The sequence below is a fragment of the Pseudomonas sp. genome (genome assembly GCF_050739935.1).
GTDB lineage: Bacteria > Pseudomonadota > Gammaproteobacteria > Pseudomonadales > Pseudomonadaceae > Aquipseudomonas.
In genome coordinates, this window is record NZ_JBOICF010000022.1 from 140,841 (window position 1) to 160,524 (window position 19,684).

General features: G+C 59.1%; 20 protein-coding genes and 2 pseudogenes. 6 read left to right on the forward strand and 16 right to left on the reverse strand.

Features of this window, described 5'->3' with window-relative positions; genetic code table 11:
- Positions 1-632: 632 nt before the first annotated feature.
- The 7 genes and pseudogenes from ACRER8_RS03460 to ACRER8_RS03490 all read right to left on the reverse strand — a co-directional run bounded on the left by ACRER8_RS03460 (position 633) and on the right by ACRER8_RS03490 (position 6,286).
- The gene (locus ACRER8_RS03460; protein ID WP_431744951.1) at positions 633-1,697 is read right to left on the reverse strand and encodes an AI-2E family transporter; all 1,065 of its coding nucleotides are present in this window, start codon (positions 1,695-1,697) and stop codon (positions 633-635) included.
- Between the two features lie 167 nt (positions 1,698-1,864).
- The gene (locus ACRER8_RS03465) at positions 1,865-2,686 is read right to left on the reverse strand and encodes a methyl-accepting chemotaxis protein (RefSeq protein ID WP_431744972.1); all 822 of its coding nucleotides are present in this window, start codon (positions 2,684-2,686) and stop codon (positions 1,865-1,867) included.
- A 36-nt stretch (positions 2,687-2,722) separates the two neighbouring features.
- A pseudogene (locus tag ACRER8_RS03470) lies at positions 2,723-3,592 on the reverse strand (cache domain-containing protein); the annotation flags it as partial.
- Positions 3,593-3,646: 54 nt separating this feature from the next.
- Positions 3,647-4,984 carry a sensor histidine kinase gene (locus tag ACRER8_RS03475; RefSeq protein ID WP_431744952.1) on the reverse strand — a complete coding sequence of 446 codons (1,338 nt, stop codon included), beginning with the start codon at positions 4,982-4,984 and terminating at the stop codon, positions 3,647-3,649.
- Positions 4,981-5,649, reverse strand: a complete 669-nt coding sequence (locus ACRER8_RS03480; protein WP_431744953.1) for a response regulator transcription factor — start codon at positions 5,647-5,649, stop codon at positions 4,981-4,983. Before ACRER8_RS03480 ends, ACRER8_RS03475 begins: the two co-directional genes overlap by 4 nt.
- Entirely contained in the window at positions 5,649-5,915 is a 267-nt protein-coding gene (locus ACRER8_RS03485; RefSeq protein ID WP_431744973.1) for a PepSY domain-containing protein, read from the reverse strand. The genes ACRER8_RS03480 and ACRER8_RS03485 overlap by 1 nt, the downstream gene beginning before the upstream one ends.
- A gap of 62 nt (positions 5,916-5,977) precedes the next feature.
- On the reverse strand, positions 5,978-6,286 hold the full coding sequence (locus ACRER8_RS03490; RefSeq protein ID WP_431744954.1) for a PepSY domain-containing protein: 309 nt from the start codon (positions 6,284-6,286) through the stop codon (positions 5,978-5,980).
- Positions 6,287-6,569: 283 nt separating this feature from the next.
- Here ACRER8_RS03490 and queD point away from each other — a divergent pair, with 283 nt between their 5' ends.
- Positions 6,570-6,926: a 6-carboxytetrahydropterin synthase QueD gene (gene queD, locus ACRER8_RS03495; protein WP_074755358.1), complete on the forward strand. Its 357-nt coding sequence runs from the start codon at positions 6,570-6,572 to the stop codon at positions 6,924-6,926.
- 131 nt (positions 6,927-7,057) lie between these two features.
- Here the strand turns inward: queD and ACRER8_RS03500 are convergent, their stop codons facing one another.
- From ACRER8_RS03500 to ACRER8_RS03535, 8 genes are all read right to left on the reverse strand, one after another.
- Positions 7,058-8,011 carry an omptin family outer membrane protease gene (locus tag ACRER8_RS03500; protein WP_431744955.1) on the reverse strand — a complete coding sequence of 318 codons (954 nt, stop codon included), beginning with the start codon at positions 8,009-8,011 and terminating at the stop codon, positions 7,058-7,060.
- Between the two features lie 125 nt (positions 8,012-8,136).
- Positions 8,137-8,706: a hypothetical protein gene (locus ACRER8_RS03505; RefSeq protein WP_431744956.1), complete on the reverse strand. Its 570-nt coding sequence runs from the start codon at positions 8,704-8,706 to the stop codon at positions 8,137-8,139.
- A 535-nt stretch (positions 8,707-9,241) separates the two neighbouring features.
- A complete protein-coding gene (gene pepN, locus ACRER8_RS03510) occupies positions 9,242-11,905 on the reverse strand; it encodes an aminopeptidase N (RefSeq protein ID WP_431744957.1) in 2,664 nt (887 codons plus the stop codon).
- Between the two features lie 49 nt (positions 11,906-11,954).
- Positions 11,955-12,785 carry a DUF2797 domain-containing protein gene (locus ACRER8_RS03515; RefSeq protein WP_431744958.1) on the reverse strand — a complete coding sequence of 277 codons (831 nt, stop codon included), beginning with the start codon at positions 12,783-12,785 and terminating at the stop codon, positions 11,955-11,957.
- A complete protein-coding gene (locus ACRER8_RS03520) occupies positions 12,782-13,042 on the reverse strand; it encodes a YeaC family protein (RefSeq protein ID WP_431744959.1) in 261 nt (86 codons plus the stop codon). The genes ACRER8_RS03515 and ACRER8_RS03520 overlap by 4 nt, the downstream gene beginning before the upstream one ends.
- 29 nt (positions 13,043-13,071) lie before the next feature.
- Positions 13,072-13,944, reverse strand: coding sequence for a rhomboid family intramembrane serine protease (locus ACRER8_RS03525; RefSeq protein ID WP_431744960.1), 873 nt, complete (start codon positions 13,942-13,944; stop codon positions 13,072-13,074).
- Positions 13,941-14,912 carry a metallophosphoesterase gene (locus ACRER8_RS03530; protein ID WP_431744961.1) on the reverse strand — a complete coding sequence of 324 codons (972 nt, stop codon included), beginning with the start codon at positions 14,910-14,912 and terminating at the stop codon, positions 13,941-13,943. The genes ACRER8_RS03525 and ACRER8_RS03530 overlap by 4 nt, the downstream gene beginning before the upstream one ends.
- Complete coding sequence (locus ACRER8_RS03535; protein WP_093459812.1) at positions 14,912-15,802, reverse strand: NAD(+) kinase; 891 nt, start codon at positions 15,800-15,802, stop codon at positions 14,912-14,914. The genes ACRER8_RS03530 and ACRER8_RS03535 overlap by 1 nt, the downstream gene beginning before the upstream one ends.
- A 401-nt stretch (positions 15,803-16,203) precedes the next feature.
- Between ACRER8_RS03535 and ACRER8_RS03540 the strand changes: the two genes are divergently transcribed.
- The 5 genes from ACRER8_RS03540 to ACRER8_RS03560 are packed head-to-tail and all read left to right on the forward strand — an operon-like array spanning position 16,204 to position 19,516.
- Positions 16,204-17,214: a PAAR domain-containing protein gene (locus ACRER8_RS03540; protein WP_431744962.1), complete on the forward strand. Its 1,011-nt coding sequence runs from the start codon at positions 16,204-16,206 to the stop codon at positions 17,212-17,214.
- Complete coding sequence (locus tag ACRER8_RS03545; protein ID WP_431744974.1) at positions 17,215-18,045, forward strand: phospholipase effector Tle1 domain-containing protein; 831 nt, start codon at positions 17,215-17,217, stop codon at positions 18,043-18,045.
- Positions 18,032-18,697 (forward strand): DUF2931 family protein, encoded by a 666-nt coding sequence (locus tag ACRER8_RS03550; protein WP_431744963.1) that lies wholly within the window; start codon positions 18,032-18,034, stop codon positions 18,695-18,697. The genes ACRER8_RS03545 and ACRER8_RS03550 overlap by 14 nt, the downstream gene beginning before the upstream one ends.
- Positions 18,698-18,702: 5 nt before the next feature.
- Complete coding sequence (locus tag ACRER8_RS03555; protein ID WP_431744964.1) at positions 18,703-18,864, forward strand: hypothetical protein; 162 nt, start codon at positions 18,703-18,705, stop codon at positions 18,862-18,864.
- The gene (locus tag ACRER8_RS03560; protein ID WP_431744965.1) at positions 18,851-19,516 is read left to right on the forward strand and encodes a DUF2931 family protein; all 666 of its coding nucleotides are present in this window, start codon (positions 18,851-18,853) and stop codon (positions 19,514-19,516) included. Before ACRER8_RS03555 ends, ACRER8_RS03560 begins: the two co-directional genes overlap by 14 nt.
- 5 nt (positions 19,517-19,521) lie before the next feature.
- Here ACRER8_RS03560 and ppnK read toward each other — a convergent pair.
- Positions 19,522-19,626, reverse strand: a pseudogene (ppnK, locus tag ACRER8_RS03565) (NAD(+) kinase); the annotation flags it as partial.
- Positions 19,627-19,684: the final 58 nt, after the last annotated feature.

Genomic DNA, 19,684 nt, shown 5'->3' on the forward strand with positions numbered 1-19,684 from the left:
TGTGGGCCTTGAGATAGTGGGTAGACCGGTATGTCTGGACTATTGCGTACGAAGAGCACTGCGAGCTGGAGCTAACGCTCTTCGCGTTGTGATGCCCAACACAATCCTTCGCTGCACCGATTCACTGTAGGAGCCGGCTTGCTGGCTCCTACAGGTTCTGCGGTGTACCGGAATTCTGCGAACGCACTTAATCCCTTGTAGCAGTCCGGCTTACGGCGGTAGTGATCTCAAGGACATCATCGCCGGCAAGCCGTGCTGCTACAGAGCGTGCGGGGTATCGGGGGTGAGCGATCCACACACTTCACTGTGGGAGCGAATTCATTCGCGCGGGGACAGTACCGCCGACACAGTTTATCGCCTGGAAATTTTTCGCGAATGAATTCGCTCCCACAGGAGAATGTGTTTGCTGCAAAAGACCGTGCTCGCCCCTAAAGCTGAACCGCTGAGCTTTTGATCTTGTTCTTGGTGCGCGATCGTCCAGACACCACCAAACGCGACTTGGACGCAGGCCGAACGCAGGCGATGCCCAGTGGGACGCCAGGACGGATCCGAACCAGCGCCAACGCCGATACCAGATATACACATCTCTCCAAACGCCGAAAATCAGACCCACCACTAAAGCGAACCCAACTCTACCCCGGCAATCTCACCGTTTTCTTGGCACTGGTAAACAACCCCCACGTCGACATGAACAACGCCGCGATCATCGGCCCAATCACAAACCCGTTCAGCCCGAACACCGCCATCCCGCCCAGCGTCGAAATCAGAATCAGATAATCCGGCATCCGCGTATCCTTACCCACCAGAATCGGCCGCAGCACGTTATCGACCAGACCAATTACAAAAATCCCGAACAACCCCAGCACCACACCCTGCCAGATCATCCCGCTGAGCAAAAAGTAAGCCGCGACCGGCGCCCAGACGATCCCAGCGCCCACCGCTGGCAACAACGACAGAAACGCCATCGCCACCGCCCACAGCAACGCGCTCGGAATATCCAGCGCCCAAAAGATAAAACCACCCAGCGCACCCTGCGTGATCGCCACCACCACATTGCCTTTGACCGTAGCCCGCACCACCCGAGTGAACTTCAATTGCAGGCGGCGCTTCTGCGGTTCGGCCAGGGGCACGGCGATGCGGATCCTGCGGGTCAGTTCCTGACCGTCGCGCAGGAAAAAGAACAGCAGGTACAACATGATGAAGAAACTCACCACGAAATCGAACGTACCCTGACCAAAGCTGAACGCCTGCGTCGCCAGGTACTGGCTGCCCTGCATCGCCCCTTTGGAAATCTTGTCCTGCAAACCCTTGAAGTCACCCATGCCCAGACGGTCCAGCCAGTGCTGGGTCGAGGTCGGCAGCAGGGCCTTGAACTCAGCCAGGTACTTGGGGATGTCCAGTTGGCCACTTTCCACGCTCTTGTAGAGCGCCGCGCCTTCCTGAACCATCAACATGCTGATGATGATCACCGGCAGAATCGCGATCAGCAGACAGATCATCAATGTGCACAGCGAAGTCAGATTGCGCTGCCAACCGAAGCGCGCCAGCAGACGGCGCTGCAAGGGCGCAAAGATGATGCCCAGCACCACCGCCCAGAACACCGCGCCATAGAACGGCAGCAGGATCCAGATGAATGCGAGGGTCACCAGCACCAACAACAACATCAGGGTTTTATTTTGTAGCGAGGTTTCGTTCATATCCGTTCCGTGTCATTGAGCCGCGCTGAACGCACGGCCTAATGATTAGTCCGCCAATCGTTACAGGAGTGCCGCCTGTAACACGGGCAAAGCAGGGGGCTGGAACCGACAGAAGAGCCAGGATGGCGGGCCATCGCGGCCCGCCACGAGGGCAATCAAAAACCTCGTCAGATGCGGAACTGACCCACCAGTTGGCCGAGGCGTTGGTTGAGTTCGGTCAGGTTGCGCGAGGTCGTGGCACTGTGACGGGTTTCATCGGCAACGCTTTCCACCGCGACGGCAATCTGATGCACGCTGCGGTTGATCTCTTCGGCAACCGCCGTCTGCTCTTCCGCGGCACTGGCGATCTGCGCATTCATCGAGTTGATCGTACCGATCAACTGGCCAATGGTGTCCAGTGACGCACCCGCTTCATTGGCGCGCGCCGAGGTGCCATCACCGGCCTCACTGGAACGACGCATCGCCGCTACCGCTCCCTGCGTGCCCTGTTGCAGGCGATCGATCATGCCCTGGATTTCCTGAGTGCTCTGCTGTGTGCGGCTGGCGAGGGCGCGAACCTCGTCGGCGACGACTGCGAAACCGCGTCCCGCCTCCCCCGCGCGTGCCGCTTCGATGGCGGCGTTGAGCGCCAGCAGGTTGGTCTGTTCGGCGATGGAGCGAATCACTCCCAGCACGCCAACGATCGATGTGACGTCGTTCTGCAGGCTGTCCAGTGACGTGCCGCTATGGCGGATATCGCTCACCAGCGCATGAATCTGCTGAATGCTGCCATCGACCACGCGCCTGGCGGCCTGGCCTTCCTGATCAGTCTGTTGTGCGGCCACCGACGCGCCCTGCGCGCTCTTGGCGACTTCCTGCGCCGCTGCCGACATCTGATTGATCGCCGTGGCTACCTGATCGGTCTCGTGGCGCTGACGCTCCATGGCCTGCTCGGAGCGTTGCGCCTGATGAGTGACTTCACCGACGAGCCCTGTCAATTGCGAGGTCATCTCAGCGATCTGCCGCACCAGGCCATGGATCTTGTCGACGAAGCGGTTGAACGAACCTGCCAGTTCGCCAAGCTCATCCTGCGAACTCACCGTCAGACGTCGGGTCAGGTCACCCTCCCCGGCAGCGATGTCGTCCAGGTTGGCTTTCATCAGACGCAGCGGTCGCAGAATGCTGCCGGAGGTCCAGACGCCGATCACGGCAATGATCACCAACACCAGCAGGGCGATGCCAAGGATCGTGATCAGCATTTGTTCCGTACGCTCGACGATGGCCTGACGGACTTCGGCGACCTTGGCGTCAATATTGTCCAGGTTCACCGACGAGCCGACCGCCATATCCCATTTGGCAAGGTATTCAGAGTAGCCAAGCTTGGGCACCAACTCATTGGAGCCAGGCAGCGGCGACGAGTATTCGAGGAAATGGGTGCCAGCTTTCGCGACATCGACCAGCCCACTATTGACGTAAACCCCATTGGGGTCGCGAGCATCTTTGAAACTCTTGCCGATACCATCCGGGCTGTCACCCTTGAACAGGCGCACGGCCTGTGAGTCGTAGCCGAAGAAATAGCCATCTTTGGCGTACTTGACCTGCGAAAGCATCTTGATGACTTGCGCGCGGGCTTCCATGTCACCAGGGGCCGAGGCGTCATACATGGGCTTGATGGTGCCGATGGCCACCGCGACGTAGCTCTGCAGCGTTGCCTTGGCTTCGTCCAGCAGGTGCTGACGGGTTTCTTCCACTTCACGCTTGGCCTGCTCGCGAAGCATCAGAACGGTGCTAACGCTGATGATCAGCGCGAACAGCACCACTGGAAGCACCGCGAGGGAAAGGACTTTGGCTTTCAGATTTAGCCGCATAGGTATCGGGACCTTTTTTATTGTGAGCATTACGCCGTTGGGCTCCATATCAGTTAACGGCGCAGTACCGCAAAAGTTGAGGTCACGAAAGCGATCAATCAGTTAATAGATACCCTGTTGCACGGCCTGTCGCTCAGGCAAGTCGATACGCACCTGCAAGCCGCCAAGTGGGCTGCCCAGCAGTCGAATCTGCCCGCCCCATGCCTGGACGATGTCCTTGACGATGCCAAGCCCCAGCCCGTGTCCAGTCACCTGCTCGTCCAGAGGGTTGCCGCGCCACAGCACCTCAGCACGTTGCACATCGGGAATTCCGGGACCGTCATCATCGATCAGCAGGCAATAACCGCCAGGCTCCTGAGTAGCAGACAGGCACACCGCGCTGTCAGCCCATTTGCAGGCGTTGTCCAGCAGATTGCCCAGCAACTCCAGAATGTCCTCCCGGTCCCAAGGCAGAACCAGGCCTGGGGTGGCGTGATTATTCAATTCCAGATGTTCCCCGTGGATCATCCGCAACGTGGAAAACAGGCCCGGCAATTCGGCGTCGCAGTCAAAACGTACGCCCGGCAACGCATCGCCGGACAGACGCGCACGATTGAGTTCACGTTCCAGGCGTTGCTGAATCTGCTGCAATTGATCGCGCAACGTCGCTCGCAACTGCGGATGCTGCTCAAGCTTTTGCCCTTCGGTGAGGCTCATCAGCACCGCCAATGGCGTTTTCAGGGCATGACCGAGATTGCCCAGCGCGTTGCGCGAGCGCTTGAGGCTGTCTTCGGTGTGAGCCAACAGGTGATTGATCTGAGCCACCAGCGGCTCAAGCTCCAGCGGCACCTGTTCATCGAGTTGCGAGCGCTGGCCTTGTTGCAACTGGAAGATCTGCTCCCGGGCTTTGTCCAGCGGGCGCAAGGCACGGCGCACGGTCATGCGCTGCAAAATCAGGATCAGGATCAGCGCCGCCAACCCCAGACCAAGGCCGATGCGCTGTACAAGGGCGAAGCTGGCCTGCACCGGGGTGTAATCCTGAGCGACGGTGATGGCGATCTTCTGCCCGAACTTGCGGTATTCGGTATGCAGCAGCAACAGCGATTGCCTGCTCTTTTCCAGCTTGAAGTCGGCGTGCAGACCAGCGTCATCGGGTTGCGGCAACTCAAGGTCCCACAACGATCGCGAACGCCAGTGCCCGCCATCGAAATCGATACGGAAGTAATGGCCGGAGTACGGCCGTTGATATCCCGGAGACAAGCGTTGCTCATCCAGTTGCAAGCCGTTGGGGCCGCGGACGATGGCCACCAGCAGTAATTCGGCGTCATTGCGCAATCCGGATTCCAGATAACGCTGCAGGCCGACTTCGAACAGCCAAAGACTGACTTGCGCCAGCACCAGTCCGACGATCAGCAACACGCTGATCAGGCCGAGACTCAGGCGTCGCTGAATGGACCTCACCCGCCGCTCCCGCCGAATCGATAGCCCTGGCCGCGTCGGGTCTCCACCACCGCACGCCCCAGTTTTCTACGCAGATGGTTGACGTGCACTTCGATCACGTTGGAGTCGCGCTCGTTTTCACCGTCGTACAGATGCTCGGCCAGATGGCTCTTGGAAAGGATCTGCTCGGGGTGCAGCATGAAATAGCGCAGCAGACGAAACTCGGCGGCGGTGAGCTGAATGTCTTCGCCGTCACGGCTCACGCATTGACGACCTTCATCCAGATGCAGCCCCGCCGCCTCGAGCTTCGGCAGATTGGCCAGCCCCCTGACCCGACGCAACAAGGCCTGAATGCGCAGTTGCAGTTCCTCGGGATGAAAGGGTTTGGTCAGGTAGTCATCGGCGCCGGCCTTGAGCCCTTCGATCCGCTCGGCCCAGGAGCCGCGCGCGGTGAGAATCAGCACCGGCGTCGACAGCCCGTGCGCACGCCATTGCTGCAGAACCTCAAGCCCCGGCAGACCAGGCAGTCCGAGGTCGAGCACGATCAGATCGTAGGGCTCGCTCGCCCCTTGATGAATCGCGTCGCGCCCGTCCGCCAGCCAGTCCACGGCATACCCCTGACGGTTCAGCGCACTGACCAGCTCGTCCGCCAGGGGAACGTTGTCTTCAACCAGTAACAGACGCATCAATCATCTTCCTTGTCTTCCAGCAGACGGCTGTCGCGGGCATCGAATTTCAACTCGCGCACTACGTGATCTGACGTCAGCAGCTCGATTTCGTAGACCAGCACGTCGTGCTTTTCCTCCAGCTCCGCTTCCAGGAGCTTTGAGCCGGGATAACGTCCCAACGCCTGCTCAATGAATTGCTCCAACGGCAGGATCACGCCCTGTTGCCGCAGCCTGAGCGCTTCATCCTGATCCAGATCCCGCGCCGTACACACAGTGCAGGCCATGACGGCGCAAGCGACCAGCAGGCAGTAAACGAAACATTCAGCGGGACGTTTACCGGCAATCATCAGGTGTCCTGGTGATCTTTGAGTATCTGCCCATTGGTGGCATCGAGTTCGACATCCCATTCGACGCCTTTGGCGTCGCGTAACTCGACCTGATAAACGTATTTGCCATATTCCTGTTCCAGTTCAGTCTCGGTCACCGTTGCGCCTGGATGTTTGGCCAGCGCGGCGGCATTGAGTTTCTCGAAAGACTGAATAGTACCTGCATCTCGCAGCCTGAGCGCCTCATCCGGGCCGAGGTCCTTGGCTTGTACGTAACCGGCGGTGATGGCGAAGGCGGATGCAGCGATAAGGGCAGTAAGGGTTTTCATGGCGAATCTCCGTTGTGGTTGTCTTGTTGACGGAAACAACGATAACCAACCGAACTTAATTGAAGCTGAAATGCTCTTGTCACATGCCACCCTGTTCGCCAGGAACACGTCTTTTGATCGCTCGCCAGCGGACGCTTGACCAAGCGGCTCGAAGGGCAGATCTGCCTGTGTTGATTTAACCAGGCGGTCAGGTTGTGCCTGTCGCTCGGCAAACCATTGCTGGTAAACTCGCCACCTGCATTTTTCGCCCAGGCGATCGCCACCTTTCAAGGCTCTCAATACCGTGGAAATCTTCAAGGAATTTACGTTCGAATCGGCCCACCGCCTTCCCCATGTCCCGGAAGGTCACAAATGCGGGCGCCTGCACGGCCACTCCTTCCGTGTCGCGATCTATCTTCAAGGCGAGCCCGATCCGCATACCGGTTGGATTCGTGACTTCTCCGAGATCAAGACCATTTTCAAGCCGCTCTATGAGCGCCTCGATCACAACTACCTCAACGACATCCCCGGCCTGGAAAACCCGACCAGCGAAGTGTTGGTGAAGTGGATCTGGAACGAGCTCAAGCCCCTGCTGCCAGAGCTGTCGGCCATTCGCATTCATGAGACCTGCACCAGTGGCTGCGTCTATCGCGGGGATTGATCGGTAGCACGATTCAAACGCTACCCTGCGAGACGCATGAACCCCGGTAGCAGCATGGCTTGCCGACGGTGACGCTTTGAGATCGCTTCCGCCAGCAAGCCGGATTGCTACAGGATGGGACGGCAACGTCCTCAGAACCGGTAATTCAGCGCCAGACTCGACAGCACGGTTCGGCTGGCCTGTGAGCCGGACTTGCCGCCGTAATACGTCTGCTCTCCATTTGACAGATTCTTGAGCGTCGTACTGCCCTTGGCTTCGGCATAAACCTGATAATCGACCCCCGCCTTGATTGAGAACTGCGGGTTGATTCGATAGGAAAGCCCCAACGCCAGGCTCTGCATTCGCCCCCGATTGCCGTTATCGCCAGTGAACGTCACACCGCGAAGATGATGCTGGTCATGATCTTTTGCCTTGACCCACTGGCTGTACTTGAAACGACCTTCCAGCGTCCAGTCGCTGTAGTTGTAAACGCCGACGAGACCAACGTAGGGCGTAGCGTAGGTCTGTTCATAGGTGATGCCTTTCAGCCCGGCGGGAAGCCTGCCGGAGATATCACGAAAACCGTCGTCTGACGAATAGGTGAAACTCCCGCCCCTGGCTTGCCAGCTGAACTCGCTGCGTTGATAGCCAAGCATGACGCCGACGGCGAGATCCTCGCGTTTCAACGCCCAGGCAGTGGCCGCGAATTCCGCCTGCCAGGCTTTTTTCAGTCGGGTATCAGGGTGGTCTGAGCGGTCAGTCCAGCCTTCGTCCTCTCCATCCAGCCAGTCATAATCCTTCATGTGCCCGTTGCCCTTGGCCACTCGGGTCCAGCCCCGTACATCGAGTGATAGCCAGTCAAGCGGGTGATAAGTCATGCCTAGATGCAGCGTCGGGACCTGTTTGAGATCCCAGTTGAGCTGACTGAGCTTCTCGCCCTCGTCATAGACTTTTTCCTTCGCCAGCCCGTTCAGCACCCCAACGCCCAGACTCAACTCGACACTACCCAACTGAAACCGTTGCTCATCCGCCATCTGCGCATCGGCCAATGCCTCTTGCCCGACCATCACCAGCCCCAGCAAAACCCAAGTATTCCGTCCCGTCATCAACACATCCGCGGCTTTTTATTAAAGAGATGCCCGCTGCCAAGCAATGCTGCAGCAAACGGCGACAGGATGAACGTGAAAGCAGGACGTTTCTGCCAGCTGACTCGTAACCGCGTGTGTGAAACCTAAACGCCAGACCCAGGAAATTGCCTACAGAAATGCGAGCGGCTACAGCGGATTGATTGCCTACGCGATAGCCAGGCTGCTACAGAGAATTGGGCGTACATGACAAACTCCAACACGCCGCTGAACGTGTAGGAGCCGGCTTGCTGGCGAACACGGAGTGCCAGGCAATCAATCTGTAACTGCCCCACCGCTTTCAACAGCAAGCCGGCGCCTACAGTTGATCGGTCGTGGCGAAAAATTGTGTTCGGCATCATAAATGCGAAGAGCGTTAGCGCCAGCGCGCATTGCTCTTCTACCGCGATAGGCCAGGCTGCTACAGAGAATTGGGCGTACATGACAAACTCCAACACGCCCCTGAACGTGTAGGAGCCGGCTTGCTGGCGAACACGGAGTGCCAGGCAATCAATCTGTAACTGCCCCACCGCTTTCGACAGCAAGCCGGCGCCTACAGTTGATTGGTCGTGGCGAAAAATTGTGTTCGGCATCATAAATGCGAAGAGCGTTAGCGCCAGCGCGTATTGCTCTTCTACCGCGATAGGCCAGGCTGCTACAGAGAATTGGGCATGCACGACAAACTCCGGCACGCCGCTGAACCTGTAGGAGCCGGCTTGCTGGCGAACACGGAGTGCCAGGCAATCAATCTGTAACTGCCCCAACGCTTTCGCTAGCAAGCCGGGGCCTACAGTTGATCGGGTCGTAGCGAAAAATTGTGTTCGGCATCTGAACGCGAAGGACCTTAACCCCAGTCACCAGGATCTTCTTACGCGATAGTTCAAACGACACAAATCGCGACTTGGACGCAGGCCGAACGCAGGCGGCGAATGGGCCGAGCGGCATGGATACCGCAAGAGCGCCGCCAGGACATGGATGTCCATGGCGCATGTCCATGGAGCATCGCCGAAGTGGGCAAACCCGACGAAGGTACCGAATCGGGAGCAAGCACTGTTGGTTACTTTTGGGACTTTTCAAAGTGACCCACCCGGGGGGCGGACAGGTGAATCAGCATCATCAATAACCGATATTCATCCAGCCCCAGCGCCCTCCAGGCCATAAAAAAGGGCTGCCCGATCTCGGGCAGCCCTTTTATTCAACAGCCCACTCAGATCAAGCCAGGCTCTTGCTCACCACCTCATACACATCCGGCGACAACTGCCCGGAAGCACGAATGCGCTCCAGCTCGCCTTTCATCAGCTCCTGCCGCTTGCTGTCATATTTGCGCCAGCGGGTCAGCGGTGCCAGTTGGCGCGAGGCGATCTGCGGGTTGAAGCCGTTCAGTTCGATGACCAGATCGGCCAGGAAGTGATAGCCCGAACCGTCCGCGGCATGAAAGTTGATCAGGTTCTGCCCGGCGAACGCGCCAATCAGTGCCCGCACCTTGTTCGGGTTCTTCATGGTGAACGCCGGATGCTGCATCAATGCTTTCACCCGCTCCAGACCGCCCGGCAAAGTGCTGCCGGCCTGGACGCTGAACCACTGATCCATGACCAGCGCGTTGTCCTTGAAGTTCTCGGCGAACACCGCCAGCGCCTTGGCTTTCTCGCCCTCGAATGGTGAGTTGACCAATACCGCCAGCGCGGTCAGGCGCTCGGTCATGTTGTCGGCGCTGTCGAACTGCTCGATGGCTGCGGCCAGCACTTCAGGTTTGCCAGTCAGCATCAGATACGACAGTGCGATGTTCTGCAAGGCGCGCCGGGCGAAGTGCTCGGACTCGGCGACGTAAGCAGTGTTTTTCGACAGCTCGCGATTGGTCTGATAACGCTTCCACAGCGCATCGCGCAAGCTGTTGGCCAGTTGCAGACGCGCGAACTCACGGGCTGCATGGATGGCATCGACGTCCGCCACTTCGCTGATTTCGGTGAGGTAGGCCTCGCCCGGCAGCGAGAGCATTTCCGCGACCATGGCCTGATCCAGACTTTCGTCGGCCAGTACAGTGCCCAGCGCCGTGATCAGACGTTGGTCCAGCACCAGCGGCTCGCCTTTCTGATGCTGATCGATCAGTTCCTGCAGCACTTGAACCGACAATTGCTGACCGGCATCCCAACGATTGAAGCCGTCGCTGTCGTGCTGCATCAGGAACATCAGCTGATCGCGATTGTACGGGAAGCTCAGTTTCACCGGCGCCGAGAACCCGCGCAGCAGCGACGGTAGAGGTTGTTCGGCGACGTCGACGAAGGTGAAGGTCTGCTCGGCTTCGGTGACCGCGATCACCCGCGAGGTACCCGATGCCGAAGACTCGCCCTGCAGACGCAACGCAATTTCCTGACCCTGCTTGTTCAGCAGGCCCAGCGATACCGGAATCACGAACGGCTTTTTCGCATCGCCCGGCTGACCTGGAGTGGTCGGCGCGCTCTGGCGGAAGGTCAGGCTGTAGGTTTTGCTCTCTGCATCGTAGGACTCGGTCACCGCCAGACGTGGGGTGCCGGCCTGTGAGTACCAGCGCTTGAACTGGGTCAGGTCGATGCCGTTGGCATCCTCCATGGCCTTGACGAAATCGTCGCAGGTCACGGCCTGGCCGTCGTGGCGCTCGAAATACAGGTCGCTGCCTTTGCGGAAGCCTTCGGCGCCCAGCAGTGTATGGATCATGCCGACCACTTCCGAGCCCTTTTCGTACACGGTCAGGGTGTAGAAGTTGGAGATCTCGATGAAGCTGTCCGGACGTACGGCGTGGGCCATGGGGCCTGCATCTTCGGCGAACTGATGGGTGCGCAGGTAGGCGACGTCCTGGATGCGCTTGACCGTGGCCGAGTTCATGTCGGCCGAGAAGCCGGAATCGCGGAACACGGTAAAGCCTTCCTTGAGCGACAGCTGGAACCAGTCGCGGCAGGTCACGCGGTTGCCCGACCAGTTGTGGAAGTATTCGTGGGCAACGATGGCCTCTACCCGCTGGTGCGCGGCGTCGGTCGCGGTCTCGGCGCGAGCCAGCACGGCGCTGGAGTTGAAGATGTTCAGGCCCTTGTTTTCCATGGCCCCCATGTTGAAGTCGTTGACCGCCACGATCATGAAGATGTCCAGGTCGTACTCGCGACCGTAGACCTCCTCGTCCCAGCGCATGGACTTCTTCAGGCTGTCCATGGCGTGCTGGCATTTGTCGATGTTTTCCTGCTCGACATAAATACGCAGGGTCACCGAGCGATTGGTCATGGTGACGAAGGTGTCTTCGATGCACCACAGGTCGCCCGCCACCAGCGCGAACAGGTAGGCGGGCTTCTTGAACGGGTCTTCCCAGGTGATCCAATGGCGGCCGTCTTCCGAAGGTCCGGCGTCAATCGGGTTGCCATTGGACAGCAGGATGGGGAAATCCTGCTTGTTGGCGATGACCGTGGTGGTGAAGCTGCTCATCACGTCCGGGCGGTCGAGGTAATAGGTGATCTTGCGGAAGCCCTCGGCCTCGCACTGGGTGCAGAACATGCCGCTGGACTTGTACAGCCCTTCCAGCGCGGTGTTGGTTTCCGGGTGGATCTTCACGCTGGTGTCGAGGGTGAAGGTCGCGGATTGAGGCCGCACGGTGAGGTTGTCCGGGGTCAATTCGTAATCGGCCGGTGCTAGATCGACGTCAGCCAGCTTGACCGACAGCAGTTCCAGCAACTGGCCGTCCAGCACCAGTGGTGGCAGGCCGGCGCCCCGCTCAGGGTTGCGGCGCATGACCAACTGCGCATGGACCAGCGTGTGATCGTCGAACAATTCGAAGGTCAGGTGCGTCTCGTCAATGAGGTACTCAGGCGCCTGATAATCCTTCAGGTAAATCATTTTCGGCTGTTCGGTGCGCATGATTCTGTCCTTATGCTTTGAGCTACTAGCTACCAGTACACGGCTACTGCTAGTGATGGACGGCGAGCTGATATGCCGTGTATTTGCGGATGTTGATTACGCCGGTGTCGAAGATCAGGTATTGACCCTTGATGCCCAGCAACGTGCCTTCGGCGATAGGGTCCTTGTCCAGATTGAAGCTGACGATCTTGGTCGGATATGCCTCGACCGGATACCGAATCTCGATCGGTTCGACATCGTTCAGCAACTGAATGGCTTGCAGGCCGAAACGCGTTTGCAACGCGGCCAGCCCCTCGGCGCAGGACTCGAACAATTGCTGACGGATGGCCGCCAGGTCAACCGCCGGTGCATCACCCTTGAGCAGCGCGCGCCAATTGGTACGGTCCGCGACCTGGCTGCGGAATAGGTCTTCGACGAAGCCCGACTGCTGACGGGTCGCCACACGCACGATCGGCAGCGCCTGGCTTGCGCCCTGATCCAGCCAGCGCGTCGGCAGCTGCGTGGAGCGGGTTATGCCGACTTTCACGCCTGACGAGTTGGCCAGATAGACCATGTGGTCGGTCATGCAGAACTGCTCGCCCCACGACGGATCACGGCAGGTGCCATGCTCGTGGTGGCATCTTTCCGGGCTCATGATGCAGACATCGCACTGCGCCAGCTTCTGCATGCAGGGGTAGCAGTAGCCCTGGCTGAAGCTGGTTTTGGTACGGCGGCCGCAATGGCTGCAGTGGATCGCGCCCAGGTATTCCAGGCGCACGGTCTTGCCGATCAGCGGATTGACCGGAATTTCCGACTCGCCCAGACGAAACGCATATTCAACCCGCGTTGCATCGAGCCGCGCGGACATCTTGTTGACGGAGCCTCGACCAATTTCGATCAATGGATGGCATCCGACTTGAACAGGATGTTAGGCACCGGCGCCGACTTGGACGCGCATTCCTGCGGGCCCATGTAGCCGATGCGCTGCTCTTCGGGCACGTTGCGCACTTCCCAGGCGATCAGTGCCTGCAGCGACAGTTCACGTTGTTCCTGAGACAGCTTGCGTCCGTCGGACCACTTGCCGATTTCCACCGCCAGTTTCAGGCTCTCGTAGATGTCCGGGGTGATGTTTTCGATCATTTCGACAAAAGAGGACATTGGGGTCTCCCAGAATTAAGCGGGCAATTTTAATGTTTACGGCGCGCTAATGCACCGCCCACAAGACCTGTTGCACAACCGATGATCAGTCCGCCGACATGGGCCCCGTTGGCGATCTCGCCGAACCCCAGCAAACTGATCAGCCCGGACATGCACAGCACCAGCCACGCCAGCATCATCACCAGTACGCCGCGCGGCAGACGATAGATGGGGTTGGGCGCCAGCAATTGAAAGATCCAGCAGTGACCGAGCAGACCGTACAGCACCCCCGACAGGCCGCCGAACAGGGTCGGGCCACTCCAGAAATACTGGCCGTAGTTGGAAAACGCGCCGAAGGCCAGGGTCAGACCGAGCAGTTGCCAGCTACCCTGACGCATTTCGATGCGTCGCCCCAACTCCCAGAACCACAGCGCGTTCATCACCAGATGCAGCACGCCGAAATGAATAAACATCGGCGAAACCACCCGCCACCACTGCCCCGCCGCCAGTGTCACCTCAACCGGGGTGAACATGACGTAATCGCCGCTGACCCGGAAATCGTTGAAGGTCAGCCAGCTCAACGCCTCGAAGTTGTCCCCCAACAAGGTCACGCCGGCGACGATCAGGCACAGCAGCAGGACGATGCTCGTCACCGGACTGCTGCGCACCTGGACCAATGGGCTGGGGCGAGTCAGGGCCACCACTTCACGGCCCGGAGGCAGTTGCACGGTGGGATCGCCTTCAGGATATTGCTGATACAACTGGCGGATGTCATCGGCCAGTTGCGGCGCATCCGGCACCCACAGCACTTGCTCGCCGGCTTCTTCACTGACCCGATGGGGCACGTTGAGTCGTCGCAGCAATTCGACGAAACCACTCAAATCGGTGCTCAACGGCAGGCGCAATACGGCAACCGGATTCATCGGGCTGTCTCCGGCCGCGTGACATCGACCCAGACGAACTTGTTCGGGTCTATTTGGGTTTCCTGATCGAGCCGGTATGCCACCAGTTTGCCGTACAGCACGGCGCTGTAATCCAGGCACGCCAGGTTTGGCCGGATCGCGGCGGGTATGCCGCTGCGCCAGTAATGGCCGACGAATAACAGCGGCTCATCGACGCCGTAACGCAGCAAGGCGTTTTTCTCGCTGTCGGACAGTGGCCGTTTGGCTACCGGCTCTGGAAGAGCGTCGGGCTGGAACACCACGTCGCCGTAGGTCTGCGGATCGTCCTCCCAGAACTTGGTGCGAAACGAGGCACGCGTCAGCCCATCGCCGCCGGTCAGGGTCATGCCGTGGGGCAGGCGCATGTCAGTGCCGCGCAGCAACCTGTCGAACACCGCGCTGGCGAAACTGCCGTGCACCGCGGAGGCTTGCACGAAATGCTGATCGATCCGGCCGTCGCCATGGGCGCTGCGCAGGGCTTCGATCAGGCTGGCGTCCCAACAGGCGTGAACCAGGCGGAAACGCTCGGCGTCGATGAACAGTGGCAACTCATAGAACCACTTGAGAAAGTCGTTCCAGTCGCCAGGATGCTGTTCGAATTGCGCCAGGGTTTCGCCCAACAGACGGGCATGGCGCGGTGTGTGCTCGCGCACGAACTGCTTGCCGCTATCCGGTGGCGCAGGCGTGCTCCAGCCCAGCGCGTTGAACTCATGGTTGCCCATGATGCAGAACGCCTGGCCGGCCACGACCATGTCGTGAACGATATGCAGTGCCTCGCGAATGCGCGGACCGCGGTCGATGATATCGCCCAGAAACAGGGCGATGCGTTCAGGATGGCGCCATACGCCGGCCTGAAAGCGATAACCAAGGGTGTCGAGCAAGTGCTCAAGGGTCTGGGCACATCCATGCACGTCACCGATCAGATCGTAGCTACGCGCGGGATCGAGCATCAGTCGCTCCCGCCGCCAAGCCGACTGCCCCAACCGAGTTTGGTCCGGCAGACTTCGTAATAGTTGTGATCGAGCGGGTGAATCAGACGCAGCTTTTGCGGTTTCTTTTTCACGGTCACGGTGTCACCGGGCGCGCAGGTGAAGTGGTTTTGTCCATCGCAGGAGACCTGTGGATAAATCGTCATGTCCTTTGAGACAACGATTTTCAGCTCACTGTTGCCGTCGACGACAATTGGCCGTCCGGACAGCGTGTGCGGGTACATCGGCACGATGACGATGGCGTCCAGCTTGGGGTGCATGATCGGCCCACCCGCCGACAGCGCGTAGGCGGTCGAACCGGTCGGCGTCGCGACAATCAGCCCATCGGCCTTCTGGCTGCAGACGAACTGGCCGTCGATGTAGATTTCGAATTCGATCATGCGTGTGGATTTGCCGGGGTGCAGCACCACGTCGTTGAGCGCGTCGCCCTGGCCGATGGCTTCGCCGTGACGGCGGACTTCGGCCTGCAGCAGGAAGCGGTTTTCCACCAGATAGTGGCCGTCCAGCACCTCGGCGACCTTCACTTCCAGCTCGTCGGGGCGAATGTCGGTCAGAAAGCCCAGGCTGCCACGGTTGATCCCTAGCACCGGCACGTTGTGCTTGGCCAGCGCGCGGGCCGCGCCCAGCAGACTGCCATCGCCACCGACGACAATGACCATGTCGCAGACTTCACCGAGCATCTTGCGCGACGAGGTCTGCAGGCCATGACCGGGTAGCACCTCGGCGATGGTGTCTTCGAGGATCACATGCAGGTGCCGCGAAATCAGGAATTTCTTGAGTCGGCGAACGGTCTCGAGCACTTGGGAACTGCCCAGGCGACCAATGATGCCGATATTACGAAATTGCTCCATGGGGCTCCCGCGGGGTTGATGCGTGTAAAGAACGCGATTATGGGCGAAGGGGTCGGGTGCGGCAAATCAGGCTCGGTGCAGATTCATCCTTGAGAGCCTCCATGTTTGGGGCAGCGATGACCAACCGCTCCTTAAGGCGCCGCTTCGATGGCTTGAGCCACGAATAAACCCATCACTGTCTGTAGGAAAACGCCTGCGACCTTAACGCTTTTCACTGACGACTCCGGACGCCTGCCGTTGAGTCAGCCTGCATCTTGTCGATCCACCATTCCCCGCTGTGCCCTCGCCCATCTTCATGCGGTGAGATGCCCAATGAGCGAACATCGGCAACCCGATCGTCGAAGCGTTCCTGCCTTAACCAAACCGCATGGACGCTTTGCTTAGATAGGGATTTATCACGAATGGCTACAGGTTATTACATTCGCCAATTCGACAAGACCAGCTGTGGTGGAACCGTGCAGGAGGCGACCTCCAAGATGATCATGCACGGCCAACCGGATGCTCGCGAATTCGATGCGGTCAGTTGCGGCGTCGACGGCAAGCTCTATCAGATCGTCGGCGCAATTCCTCATATGGAGAGTGGGGGCAGAGGTCTGGCCGGCACGCTCCACAGTCATAGCTCATGCCCCTGCAGAGCCACGATCCAGCACTCGCTGGGTGCTGCCACTTACACCATTACGGACCCTTGGCAGGGCCCGGCCCCTGATTCACCGGCCAAGCGGGCGTCAACCTTCACCTCGACAAGTACGTCTCCCAATACCCATGCAAGCCAACCAGACTCCGACATCGAAGAAGAGGAAGAAGAAGTCGAGCAGGAGCAACTCATCACCCTGCGCATCGGGGTGTTCTTCGACGGCACCGGTAACAACCAGGCGAACAGCGAAACCGTTGCCGGCTGCATGGCCCGGGATGTGGGCCTGCAGGATCAAAGTGAAGACATTCGCCAGTTCTGCGCAACGTACGGCTACGGCGTGGACGGCAGTACGCCCGACAACAGCTATGGCAATGACACCAGTAATGTGGCGCGGTTGTATGAGCTGTATGTGGATCGGGCGGATGTCAGCCTTGGGCCAGAGGATGAAGAGGCTTCCCTGAAGGTTTACCTGGAAGGCATCGGGACCGTCAGTGGCGGCGACGATGCTCGCTACGGTCAGGCGACGGGGCGGTGGAGAACGGGGGTGTTGGCGCGGGTGGAGCAAAGCCCCCGGTTGATTCTCAGACGTCTGACGCTGTTCAAGGACAACAACCCCGATATTAAGATCAAGCGCCTCGAAGTGGACGTGTTTGGCTTCAGCCGAGGCGCCGCTGCAGCTCGCCACTTCGCCAATGACCTGCTCCGCGCCAACGACAGCCATCTGGCGAAGACCCTGTCAGCCGCCAACGATGTATTTGCCGACGGCTTTGCCTGGTGACTGCAACAGGATGTCAGCCTCAACTTCATCGGTCTGTTTGACACCGTGGCCGGAATCGTTTCGCCTCTTGTCGGCGACTTTAGCCCCGGTAATGCCCGCGTGTCCGGGCTAAATCTGGCGCTACCGACAGGTGTCGCCCGCAAGATCGTGCAGTTCGTCGCGCGCGATGAGCATCGCCATAACTTCGCCCTGACCCGGACCGATCACGACATCCTGCTGCCGGGTGCCCACTCCGACATCGGCGGCGGGTATCTGCCGCGCGCCCGTGAACGGGTATTGCTCAGCAAACCGTTGCACAGCCTGGAATACCTGCATTTGACCCGCGAGCGCTCATCCGCCTTTTACCAGCTGCGGACCAGCGGCGATCCATGGCTCAGACGCCTGGAGGCCAACGGCATCGAATGGGGCATCGAAAGCTGGTCAGTGGAACAGCCACGCAGTCGAGACGACGTTCATCCCATGCAGCGCGTCTACGCGGCCGCCAAGGTAGAGCGCGAGGTGTACGGCGATCTGTCAAAGATCTATTTGCGCATCATGCGCGAACTGGGCGTGCGACATCGAGTGCCGTTCATAGCTATCGACGACCTCGACGCCCGCTTCGCGCTGCCCAAAGAGCTGAAGTCGATCGCCGAAAAGCTTCGGGCTTATGTCGTGCACGATTTGCCAGCCCCCAACCTGTCAACCGCCGAAGAGCAGTTGCTGCTCCATCGATACATCCATTTTTCCGCGAACTGGAACGCCTTGATGAACTTCAGAAACAGCGATCTGGACCTCATCTTCATCAGCCGGCCCGCCCAGAACTACCAGCGGGTGATGCATGCCAATCAGTAAGCTGAACAGGTTGGCGGTTTTGGCGCTGCTCTCGCTGCTAAACGCCTGCGGGGCCAACAACTACGGCGCGAAATTGCCTTACGACGCTTGGCGGCTGGGCTTTTTCGCTCCCAACTATATGGAGGTGTGGATTGAAACCGCCAACGTCATCGACATCAACGACCGGATATTCAGACGCGCCATGAGCGGTGTTGCCGCGGTAGGATCGCCCCGTAATTTCAGAGGAAATCCGAAAGGCTGGCCAAAAAGACCTGCAGACGGCGCAGGCAAGCATGTCTTCGGTGCGGATGTGCCGCAGTTGATCTATGTACGTTGGCAATCGTTGGCTGAACCGCAGACCTATGAGGCGTTTATCGAGATACCCGACGCCATGCGACAGAAAATGCTCGAAGGCGGAAACACCTATTGCAAGGCCAGCAAATTCTGGCTGATGGATCATCGAAATAACGTTGTCATCGGCTTGGCCCCCGGCGGTATTGCCAAGACCTGGATCAGAGGGACGTGCCTCGACCCTATAGAGGTCAGCCGCGTCCAAGGCACAGTGGCCCCAAAAGGTCCCTACGAAGGCTACTCGAACGGTCTGTACCGCGATCTGGATCCTGAGGCTAAGGCCTACATCGACAAGTTCGGCATTCCCTTCGATTCGTGGTGAAGCCATTGGATCTCGTGCAGGTGCTGCGACCTTTGCTGCTCCATCGATACATCCATTTTTCCGCGAACTGGAACGCTTTGATGAACTTCAGAAACAGCGATCTGGACCTCATCTTCATCAACCGGCCCGCCAAGAACTACCAGCGGGTGATGCATGCCAATCAGTAAGCTGAATAGGTTGGCGGTTTTGGCGCTGCTCTCGCTGCTAAACGCCTGCGGGACCAACAGCTACGGCGCGACATTGCCTTACGACGCTTGGCGGCTGGGCTTTTTCGCTCCCAACTATATGGAGGTGTGGATCGAAACCGCCAATGTCATCGACATCAACGACCGAATATTCAGACGCGCCATGAGCGGTGTTGCCGCGGTAGGGTCGCCACCTAACCTCAGGGGAAATCCCAAAGGCTGGCCCAAAAAGCCGGGGGACGGCAAAGGCAAGCATGTCTTCGGTGCGGACTTGCCTCAACTGATCTATGTACGTTGGCAATCGTTGGCTGAACCCCAGACCTATGAGGCGTTTATCGAGATACCCGACGCCATGCGACAGAAAATGCTCGAAGGCGGGAACACCTATTGCAAGGCCAGCAAATTCTGGCTGATGGATCATCGAAATAATGTCGCCATAGGCTTGGCCCCCGGCGGTATTGCCAAGACTTGGATAATGGGTACTTGCCTCGACGCCATCGAAGTCAGCCGCGTTCAAGGCACAGTGGCCCCAAAAGGTCCCTACGAAGGCTACTCGAACGGTCTGTACCGCGATCTGGATCCTGAGGCTAAGGCCTACATCGACAAGTTCGGCATTCCCTTCGATTCGTGGTGAAGCCCGGCCACGGTGTCTTCGAGGATCACATGCAGATGCCGCGAAATCAGGAATTTCTTGAGTCGGCGAACGGTCTCGAGCACTTGGGAACTGCCCAGGCGGCAAATGATGCGGTGACGGCCGAACGCCTTGACACCGATCCATAGCCTGACTCGGTCTCTGTAGGAG